This is a genomic window from Myxococcus vastator (assembly GCF_010894475.1).
GTDB lineage: Bacteria > Myxococcota > Myxococcia > Myxococcales > Myxococcaceae > Myxococcus > Myxococcus vastator.
On the sequence record NZ_JAAIYB010000403.1, the window covers coordinates 1 to 7,740 of the forward strand.

The window sequence follows — 7,740 nt, forward strand, 5'->3', positions numbered from 1 at the left end:
GAGGGGGAGGGGCTACCTCCAGTGGGTTTCAGCGTACCCCAGCGACTCATTGCAGCCCAGACAGCACAAGGCCCGGCCCCTCATGAGAGGAGCCGGGCCGTGGTCCGTTCAGGCGTGTCGCGGGCCTCAGTGGGACGCGGCGGGCGTGGGCACTGCTTCGTCCTCACCGGCGGACCGCTTCGCCTCGCCGCGAAGCTTCTGCATCAGCACGTAGAGCCCGGGGATGAACACGAAGTTCACCACCGTGGACACCAGCATGCCGCCGAACACCGCCGTCCCCAGCGAGTTGCGGGACGCCGCGCCGGCGCCGGAGGCCGTCATCAGCGGCACCACGCCCAGGAGGAAGGCGAAGGACGTCATCAGGATGGGGCGCAGGCGGACCTCCGCCGCCTCCACCACCGCGTCGATGGCGCTCTTCCCTCTCTCCCGGAGCTGCTCGGCGAACTCCACGATGAGGATGGCGTTCTTGCTGGCCAGGCCCACCAGCATCACCAGTCCCACCTGGCAGAACACGTCGTTGGCGAACCCACGCGCCAGCTGCAACCCCAGCGCGCCCATGATGGCCAGCGGCACGGAGAAGATGATGACCAGCGGCAGGCTGAAGCTCTCGTACTGCGCCGCGAGCACCAGGAAGACGAAGAGCAGGCCCAGCGCGAAGATGATGGCCGTCTGCCCGCCGCTCTCCTTCTGCTCCAGGCTGATGCCCGTCCACTCCGCGCTCATGCCCTGGGGCAGGTGCTGCGCGGCCAGCGCCTCCATGGCTTCAATCGCCTGACCGGAGGACACGCCCGGCGACGGCTGCCCATTGACCTCCGCCGCGCGGAACAGGTTGTAGTGGCGGATGACCTGGGCGGACACGGTGGGCTCCACCTTCACCAGCGACTCCAGCGGAATCATGTCCCCGGTGTCGCTGCGCACGTAGAAGGCGCCGATGTCCGACGGGCTGTCGCGGAACTGCTGCTCCGCCTGCACGTACACGCGGTACGTGCGGTTGGCGTAGTTGAAGTCGTTGACGTACTGGCTGCCCATATAGACTTGCATGGTGCCGAACACCTGCTCAATCGGCACGCCGAGCGCCTTCGCCTTCTGCCGGTCCACCTCCACGTCGAGCAGCGGCGTGTCCGCGTTGAAGGAGGTGAAGACGCCGCGCAGCCGCGCGTCTTCATTCCCCTTGGCCACCAGCATCTGGGCGGCCGCGGCCAGGTCATCCAGCGACTTGGTGCCGTCGATGTCCTCGACGATGTACTGGAAGCCGCCCACGCTGCCGACGCCGCGGATGGCGGGCGGCTGGAAGGGCAGCACGCGCGCTCCGCCGATGCCGCTCAGCGGGGCACGCAGCCGCTCCACCAGCGCGGCCACCGACTGCTCCTTGCCCGCGCGCTCCTCCCAGGGGGCCAGCGACGAGAAGATGGTGGCCATGTTGGGGCCGCTGCCCTGCATGGAGAAGCCTCCAATGGCGAACATGGCGCGCACCTCGGGCTGCGCCTGCAGGATCGCCTCCGCTTCGGCCAGCACCTTCTCCGTCTGGGCGAGCGACATGCCCTCGGGGCCCTGGATGGAGATGATGATGTAGCCCTGGTCCTCGTCGGGGATGAAGCCCGTGGGCGCGACGCGGAACAGCAGCACCGTGCCGCCGATGCACACCAGGAAGGCGAGCAGAATCAGGGCCGGATACTTCAGCATCCTGCGCAGGCCCCGGCCGTAGAGGGCCTTCGTCCCGTCCAGCACCTTGTCCACCCAGCGGAAGAAGACCCACTTCTCGCCCTCGTGGTGCTTCATCATCCGCGCGCTGAGCGCGGGGGTGAGCGTGAGGGCGCAGAAGGCGGAGAGGACCATGGACGCGGCGATGGTCAGCGCGAACTGACGGTAGATGGCGCCCGTGGTGCCCGGGAAGAGCGCCACCGGGACGAACACCGCCACCAGGACGATGGAGATGGCGATGACGGCGCCGGCCACCTCCTTCATGCCCTCGCGCGCGGCCTGCATGGGCGACAGGCGCCGCTCCACCATCAACCGCTCGATGTTCTCGATGACGACGATGGCGTCGTCCACCACCAGGCCCGTGGCCAGCGTGAGGCCGAAGAGGGTGAGGGTGTTGATGGAGAAGCCCATCAGGTAGACGAAGGCGAAGGTGCCAATCAGCGAGACGGGGAGGGTGAAGGCGGTGATGAGCACGCTGCGCCAGCCGTGCAGGAACAGGAAGATGACGAGGATGACCAGGACGATGGCCTCCGCCAGCGTCTTGACGACCTCGTTGATGGAGGCGCGGACGGCCAGGGTGGTGTCGGTGCCCGTCTGGAACTGCATGCCCGGCGGGAACTGCTTCGCCAGGCGCTCGAGCTCCGCGTACACGCCGTCGCGCACGTCCAGCGCGTTGGCGGTGGGGAGCTGGAAGATGCCCAGGCCCACGCCCGTCTTGCCGTTGAAGCGCAGCACGGTGTTGTAGTTCTCCGCGCCCAGCTCCACGCGGCCCACGTCCTTCACCCGGACGCTGGTGCCGTCCGTGGCCCGCATCAGGACGATGTCGCCGAACTCCGCCGGCTCCACCAGCCGGCCTCGGGCGCGCACCGCTATCTGGTAGGGCTGGTCGTCAGTGGACGGAGGCTGGCCGACCTGGCCCGCGGCCACCTGGAGGTTCTGCTCCTGGAGCGCGCGCGTCACGTCCTGGGGCGTCAGCTTGCGGCGCGCCAGCTCCGTGGGGTCCAGCCACAGGCGCATGGAGAACTTGCGCTCGCCGAAGATGCGCACGTCACCCACGCCGGGCACGCGCTTGATGGCGTCCTTCAGGCTCACATCGGCGTAGTTGCTGAGGAACTTGGCGTCGTAGCGGTTGTCCGGACTGAACAGGCCCACCGTCAGGAGCATCTGGTTGGAGGCCTTGTTGACGACGATGCCCGTCTGGTTCACCTGCGAGGGCAGGCGCGCCGAGGCGCGGCTGACGCGGTTCTGCACGTCCACGGCGGCCACCTCGATGTCGCGCGCGGCATCGAAGGTGATGGTGATTTGACTGGTGCCGTCGTTGCCGCTGGTGGAGGTGATGTAGCGCATGCCCTCCACGCCGTTGAGCTCCTGCTCCAGCGGGATGGTGACGGCGCTCTCCACCACCTCGGCGCTCGCGCCCACGTAGGTGCTCGTCACGGTGACTTGTGGCGGCGCCAGGTCCGGGTACTGGGAGATGGGCAGCGTGGGGATGGCAATCAAGCCCACCAGCGTCAGCAGGATGGAGCAGACGATGGCGAAGACGGGCCTACGGATGAAGAAGTCGACGAACATGGTGCTGTATCCGGCCCTTCGTTCAGCGGCTCCCGCCGACAGTGCCGCCACCCGTGCCAGAGGCCCGGGGGGGGCCGCTGCCAGTGGGCGCGTTGGCCTGCTTGGGTTTCACCGCCATGCCATCCCGCAGCGCCTGCAGCGAGGACACGGCGACCTGGTCGCCCGACTGGAGCCCGCGCTCCACCACGTAGGCCATCTCGCCCAGCGCGCCGAGGGTAATGGGGCGGCGCTCCACCACCGTCTTCCCGTCCTTCGCCAGGACCACCAACGCGAAGGGCTGGCCGCTCTGCCGGACGATGGCGAGCGCGGGAATCTGCAGCGCATCCCGGGCCGAGTACACGAGCCGCGCGCGCACCAGCTCGCTGGGCCGCAGGCCCACGGTGTTGCGGAAGGCGGCCTTCACCTCCACCAGCTGGGTGCGCGGGTCCGCCTGGGGCGCGATGTAGAAGACGCTGCTGGTGAGCAGCACCTTGCCCGTCCCGTCGAGGATTTCGAGCGTGGTGTCGGGCTTCATGGACCGGGCGCGCGTCGACGGCACCGACACGCTCACCTCGAGCACGTCCGCCTGCGCCACGCTGGTGAGCGGCGTCGTCATGCCCACGTAGTCACCCAGCCGCACCAGCACGTCGCCCACCGTACCGGCGAAGGGCGCGCGCACCAGGTGGTACTGGAGCTGCACCTGGCGCTGCGTCACCTGGGCGGCGGACGAGCGCGACGCGGCCTGGGCGGCCTCCACCTGCGCGCGGCCCTGCTCCAGCTCCTGCGCGCTCGCGAGCCCTTCCTTGTAGAGCGCCTCGGTGCGCTCCAGCGTGCGGCGCGCCAGCTCCAGGCTCACCTGGGTGGAGCTGAGCTGCGCCTGCGCGCTGTCGAGCGCGGCGGTGCCCTCGCGCGAGTCCACCTCGATGAGCGCCGCGCCGGCCTCCACCTTCTCACCGGGACGCACGTGAATCTTGCGCACGTAGCCCGCGACCTGGGGCAGCACGCTGACGCTCTGCCGCGACATCAGCGAGCCCAGGTACTCCCCCGTCTCGCGCACCTCGCGCGGGGTGAGCGTCAGGACCTCCACCTCGCGGGGCGGAGGGGCCGGCGGGGCGGCCTTCTGTCCCGAACAGCCCGCCACCACCGCCAGCAGGGTGACACCCCACATCGCCTTCATCGGATTCACCAGTCGCACCGCGCCTCCGTCAGGAATGCGTCCAGGCGCGCCTGGACGAGCTCGAATTCACGCAGCACCAGGGTCAGCTCCGCCTGGCGCAGGGCCGCTCCGCTCTGCACCAGCTCCAGGCTGCTGCCGCGGCCCACTTCAAAAGAACGGCGGGTGAGGCGGTCGGTCCGGTCCGCGAGGTCGCGGGACGCCACCGCCGTCGCCACCAGGGCCTCGGCCACCTCCACGGCGCGCCGGGCCTGGGCCACCTCAATCGACACGTCGCGGCGGGTGCTCTCCAGCGTCTGCGCCGCCTGGCGCTCCAGGCCCTCGCGCTCGCGAATCAAGCCGCCGCGCAGGCCGCCTTCCCAGATGGGAACGGAGAGCACCGCGGACACGCTCCAGATGGCCACGCGGCCGAAGCCGGGGTCCGTGGTGAGGCCAATGGCGGTGCTCGACAGGCCCAGCGTGGGCAGGTAGCCGGCGGTGGCCTGCTGACGGCTGTCGCGCGCGGACTCCAACTGCGCGCGCGAGGCCACGAGGTCCGTCCGCTCGTTCATGTCCTTCAAGGGCGCGCAGGCCCGCTGCGTCTCGTTCACCAGTCCCTGGAGGTGGAAGTCCCGGCTGACGCCCACGGCGTCGCCGAAGCCCACCGCCAGACCCAGGGCCTCACGGCTGCGCCGCAGCTGCTCGTCTCCCGCGACGAGGGCGCCGCGCGCCACCGCCACGTCCTGCTCCACGCGCACCACGTCCAACTGGTTGCCCGCGCCCAGCTCATAGGTGCGCTGCGCGAGCGCGAAGCGCTCCAGGGCCTGCCGCAGGCCCACGCGGTTGATCTCCGCCGCCCGCTCCGCCGCCACCGTGGACACCAGCACCTGGGCCAGCCTCCGCGTGAGCAGCCGCCGCGTCTCCCCGAGCGTCGCCGCCGCGCTCTCCTCGGCGGCCACGGCCGAGGCACGTCCGCGCCAGGCGCTGACGTCCACCAGGGACTGCGTCACGTTCGCCGTGGCGGTGACCAGCGGCGTGGAGGGCCCGCCGCTGTCGCCGCCGCCAATGCCCACCAGCGGCGTACCACCCGCGCCCACGGGGAGGTCGGGGTTGAGGAGGTCCACACCGACACTGGACGACAGCCGCGCATTGGGGAGCAGCGCGGCCAGGGCCTGACGGGAGCGGCCCGCGGCGCGCTCCACGCCGGCTTCGGCGCCGCGGAGGTCGGTGGAGCGCTCCCGGACGAGCGCGAGCGCCTCGTCCCAGGTCGTTACCTGCCGCTGCGCGGGGGCAACGGGGGTGAGCATCGCGTCCTCCACCTTCGGCTGGAAGGGGACGGGCGCGGGAATGGACGATGACGGCTCGGTCAGCGTCGACGCCGCGACGAGCGCCAGGAGAATGACGGAAGGGGAGGCCATACCAGGAGGAGGAAATGAGGGAACTGTGTGTGGGCTGAAAACTTCCCCCCGTTGTGACCAAACGCGTCGCGTCGATGTAATTGACAATGGTTGTAGTCTGCAACCATCTTTGGGGGAGATGACTGTCCCGGAGCAAATGGCCTCGCTGCGGCGCGCCATCCGCCGCCTCCTCACCGAGCGGCTGGGCGAGCAGACCAGTAGGCCCTTCATGCAGTTGCTGGCGCTGAAATCCGTCGCCGACGGGGTGCGCAGCCAGTCCGCCATCGCGGAGCGGTTGCTCGTGGACGCACCCGCGGTGAGCCGGCTCGTCGCGCGCCTGGAGGAGGACGGCCTGGTGAAGCGGAGCACCGCGGAGGATCGCCGGTGTGCGCGCCTGGAGCTGTCCCCGGCCGGCCATGCCGAGCTGAACCTGCTGAGCGACGCGCTCCTGTGGACGGACGAGGAGCTGCTCCGCTACCTCACGCCGCCGGAGATGGCGGAGCTCAAGCGGCTCATGGACAAGCTCCTGACGGGCCTCATCCAGGCCCGGGGGCCGGTGCCGCTCGAGGGCGGCTGCGGCTCGTCCGACACCTGATGTGGAAATGACGAAGGGCCCGGCCCTGGAGGTCCTCCAGGATGCCGAGCCCTTCAAGGTGCCCGTGTGTGGGCGGGTGCGTCAGGCCTGCGCGGGCTTGGACTCCGTGTCGGCCGGAGCGCTCTCGGGCGCCTGCTGCTCGGTGTCGGCCGGGGCCTCCGCCTTGGGGGTGGCCTGGGCCTCGCTCTCGGCGCGCACGCGTGAGGTCTCCTCGGTGCGCTGGTCGCTGGCGGCGACCTCCTCGGGCGTCAGCTCCGTGCGGTCGGCGAGCATGCCCGTCTTCTTCTCCAGGTCCTTGATGGCCCGGCGAATCAGGTCGCGCTCCAGGAGCGTGCGGTTGAGGCGCTTCTCCAGGGCCTTGTACTTGTCGCGGCTCAGGTCCAGGTCGTGCTTGGTGGCGGCATAGACGCGCTGCTGCGTCTCGTTGCGGCCCTTCACCCGGCGCAGCTCCTTCTCCAGCTCCGCCGCGCGGCTGCGGTCCTTGTTCGCCGCCTGCTCCAGCCGCTCCATCTTCTCGCGGTCGGCGTCATTCAGCTCGCGGTAGCGGCGCTGGCCACGCTCCTGCGCCGCCGGCTCCGTCGTGGAGGGCACCACCGGCACCACCGCGGCGATGACGGCCTCGCCCTCCTGGGCGGGGGCGGCGACCTGCGCGGCGGGCGCGGGCGCGGCCGGCGCGGGCTGCGGGCGGCGGCCCTTGGATTCCATCTCCGCCTTCAGCCGCTGGTTCTCCACCAGCGCGTGGGACAGCTCCTCGCGGGTCCGCTCGAGCTGCGCGGAGGCGTTGCGCTCCACCTCGGCGCGCGCCTTGGCCAGGTCCTGCGCGCCCTTGTCGGACTCCTTCTGCTCGTAGAGCTTGCGCTTGCTCTGCTTCAGCTGCTCCTTCAAGTCCTGAAGTTGAGTGCGCTGCTCGTCCAGCTCCTTCTGCTTGCGCTGCAGCTCCGCCTCGGCCTTGGCACGCGCCTGGGTGTCCGTCACCAGCTCGGCGCGGGGCGCCGAAGAGGACGAAGAGGGAAGCGCGGCGTGCTTGGGGCCGGCGAAGAGATTGAAATAGAGCGAGATGGCGAGCCCGACAGCAAGGGCGAGGACCAGGACCAGCACGGGAACGACCTCCACGGGGAAATGCAAAAAGCGGGGCAGCCTACCGTCCGCCCCCGGGGCGTCAAGGGTCCACTGCGGGACGTGCTTCGGTTCACTCCCTGCGTCGCCTCGGCCAGCGGACCGGCGGGCGTCCGGAGCGCCGTCCGTCACCTCAGTACGCGTACTCCCAGCCGCCGCGCCCACCGGGGCGGGCTCCCAGGCGGGCGCTCAGCTCCCTCAGCCGGCGGACCCGCTCGGGGATGGGC

At 70.5% G+C, this 7,740-nt stretch carries 5 protein-coding genes; 1 reads left to right on the forward strand and 4 read right to left on the reverse strand.

Annotated elements, in window-relative coordinates:
• Window positions 1-126: 126 nt before the first annotated feature.
• The 3 genes from G4D87_RS29545 to G4D87_RS29555 are packed head-to-tail and all read right to left on the reverse strand — an operon-like array spanning window position 127 to window position 5,823.
• Window positions 127-3,273, reverse strand: coding sequence for an efflux RND transporter permease subunit (locus G4D87_RS29545; RefSeq protein ID WP_163786045.1), 3,147 nt, complete (start codon window positions 3,271-3,273; stop codon window positions 127-129).
• A gap of 22 nt (window positions 3,274-3,295) precedes the next feature.
• On the reverse strand, window positions 3,296-4,447 hold the full coding sequence (locus G4D87_RS29550; protein WP_163786046.1) for an efflux RND transporter periplasmic adaptor subunit: 1,152 nt from the start codon (window positions 4,445-4,447) through the stop codon (window positions 3,296-3,298).
• Window positions 4,435-5,823 (reverse strand): TolC family protein, encoded by a 1,389-nt coding sequence (locus tag G4D87_RS29555; protein ID WP_163786047.1) that lies wholly within the window; start codon window positions 5,821-5,823, stop codon window positions 4,435-4,437. Before G4D87_RS29555 ends, G4D87_RS29550 begins: the two co-directional genes overlap by 13 nt.
• 136 nt (window positions 5,824-5,959) lie before the next feature.
• Here G4D87_RS29555 and G4D87_RS29560 point away from each other — a divergent pair, with 136 nt between their 5' ends.
• Window positions 5,960-6,397 carry a MarR family winged helix-turn-helix transcriptional regulator gene (locus G4D87_RS29560; protein WP_240358713.1) on the forward strand — a complete coding sequence of 146 codons (438 nt, stop codon included), beginning with the start codon at window positions 5,960-5,962 and terminating at the stop codon, window positions 6,395-6,397.
• A gap of 81 nt (window positions 6,398-6,478) precedes the next feature.
• On the opposite strand, the gene G4D87_RS29565 is transcribed toward G4D87_RS29560, so the two are convergent.
• Window positions 6,479-7,495 carry a coiled-coil domain-containing protein gene (locus tag G4D87_RS29565; RefSeq protein ID WP_163786049.1) on the reverse strand — a complete coding sequence of 339 codons (1,017 nt, stop codon included), beginning with the start codon at window positions 7,493-7,495 and terminating at the stop codon, window positions 6,479-6,481.
• Window positions 7,496-7,740 lie beyond the last annotated feature (245 nt).

Coding starts and splice junctions, on each gene's coding strand:
- G4D87_RS29545 (WP_163786045.1), bottom strand. CDS start 3,273: ATGTTCGTCGACTTCTTCATCCGTAGGCCCGTCTTCGCCATCGTCTGC.
- G4D87_RS29555 (WP_163786047.1), bottom strand. CDS start 5,823: ATGGCCTCCCCTTCCGTCATTCTCCTGGCGCTCGTCGCGGCGTCGACG.
- G4D87_RS29560 (WP_240358713.1), top strand. CDS start 5,960: ATGGCCTCGCTGCGGCGCGCCATCCGCCGCCTCCTCACCGAGCGGCTG.